This window comes from Humidesulfovibrio sp., from assembly GCF_030689645.1.
Lineage (GTDB): Bacteria > Desulfobacterota > Desulfovibrionia > Desulfovibrionales > Desulfovibrionaceae > Humidesulfovibrio.
Genome location: NZ_JAUYFU010000101.1, coordinates 1 through 1005 on the forward strand (window position 1 = coordinate 1; position 1005 = coordinate 1005).

1 protein-coding gene is annotated in these 1005 nt (G+C 58.6%); it reads right to left on the reverse strand.

Translation table 11 applies throughout. From position 1 onward, the window contains the following. Nucleotides 1–945 (reverse strand): hypothetical protein (locus tag Q8O35_RS13715; RefSeq protein WP_305574292.1); only part of this gene is annotated, 945 nt, incomplete at its 3' end. Nucleotides 946–1005 lie beyond the last annotated feature (60 nt).

Consider the following 1005-nt stretch of genomic DNA (forward strand, 5'->3'; position numbering starts at 1 on the left):
TGCGCTGCGCAGGTCCAGGCTGGCCTTCGCCGTAGAGTCGGATAGCATGCGCAGGGTTCCTGTTACCTCCGCGCCGTGGAGGCCGACCTCGCCACGCAGACGCTTGGGCTCAAGGAACATAGCATCGCTGATCACCGCTCCGTGCAGGTTTACCGCATATCCAGCCTCATTCTGGAATGTCCCGCCGTTGCAGTTCAACTGTCCCTGGATCTTTGCGCCCATCAGTCGAACCTCGCCCACGGCTTGGAAGCCCTCTGAAAGGAGCACATCGTATTCGATGGCGGCATTGTCCAGGTTCAAGGCTTTTCCGTCGTGGTTTTGGAAATGGCCATTCTTGCAGTTCAACTGACCCTTGATCTTCGCACCGAGTAGCCGCACCTCACCCACGGCGCGAAAGCCATTGGAAAGAAAAACAATGCCGCCGATGTCGGCTCCATCCGCCCTGATGGAGATGCCGTCCGCCCCTTGCACGCGAGTGCCATCGCATAGAAGTTGCCCGCCGATGCGTGAACTGTTGAGGTCGAACCTGCCGTCGATGTGGCAGAGTCTGAGATACAGGTTGCTGCCGATGCGCGCCCCTTGTGCGTCCAGGCCAGGTAGTCGACAGGCGTGCAAGCCGAAGAAGAACGGCACGTCTGCGTGTTGCAGGTCAAGCACCTCGTCTAGGGACGCGTGGATGATGAAAACGCCTTTGCGGTGCACTCGATTCTTGACGCGTTCATCTGTGCATAGCCATTCCACCACAGCAGACCGTAGTTGCCTGCCGCCTGGATTGAATTTCTTCGCGAGCTTGGTCTCCAATTCTGGTGGCGTGGGGGGCCCCAAGGGGGAGAGGTCCGCCAGCTCCCCATTTGCCGCACAGCGCACCACCTCACGTTCAGGTTCCGTGAGGTCGGGAAACTCGGCTTCAGCCATTTTGAGCAGGCGTGCGACATTATCCGGCATGGAAGATCTCCTTGCCGGGCATATTATGCGCAATATCGGTGAATTGAAAGAGTCTTGCCG